General features: G+C 81.6%; 1 pseudogene. It reads right to left on the reverse strand.

The features are described from left to right. Positions 1-572: pseudogene (locus ABD317_RS37590) on the reverse strand (hypothetical protein); the annotation flags it as partial.

Below are 572 nucleotides of genomic sequence, written 5' to 3' on the forward strand. Positions count from 1 at the left end.
GCAGCGCGAGGCCCAGGGCGAGGCCGCCGGCCGCGGCGGCGAGCGCCAGCGGGGCGAGCTGCAGCGCGCCGAGGGCGGTGGCGCCGCGCCGGTCGAGGCCGAGGAGGCGCAGGTACGCGGTGGTGCGGGCGCGTTCCGGCGCGGAGAGCAGCAGCTCCACCAGCAGCGTGAGCAGCGCCAGCACGGCGGCCAGCGCCGCGCACGCGGCGTGCGCGGCGCGGATCGTGCCGAGCACACCGTCGTCGCGGTCCGCGGCCCGCTCCTCGGCGGCGATGAGCAGTTCCCCGTACGGGCTGCCGGGCCCGGTGCCGGGGCCGGTGGCGCGCAGGGCGGCGGGGGTGGCGGCGGCGCCGTAGTACAGGACGGCCTCGGTGCCGCGCGGCGTGTCGGCGGCCCGCTCCCGGTGCGCTGCCGCCACCCCGGCGATGCCGGCCAGCAGCAGCGGCCGCTGCTCTCCCGGTGCCGCGTCGCGCCCGCCGTACAGCGGGCCGAACACCGGGTCCCGCGCCGCGTCCCCGGGCAGCCGTCCGGCGACGCGCACCCGTACCCGGGGCCACCGCGTCTCGTAGGGC

This window comes from Streptomyces synnematoformans (assembly GCF_039531005.1).
In the GTDB taxonomy this organism is placed as follows: domain Bacteria; phylum Actinomycetota; class Actinomycetes; order Streptomycetales; family Streptomycetaceae; genus Streptomyces; species Streptomyces synnematoformans.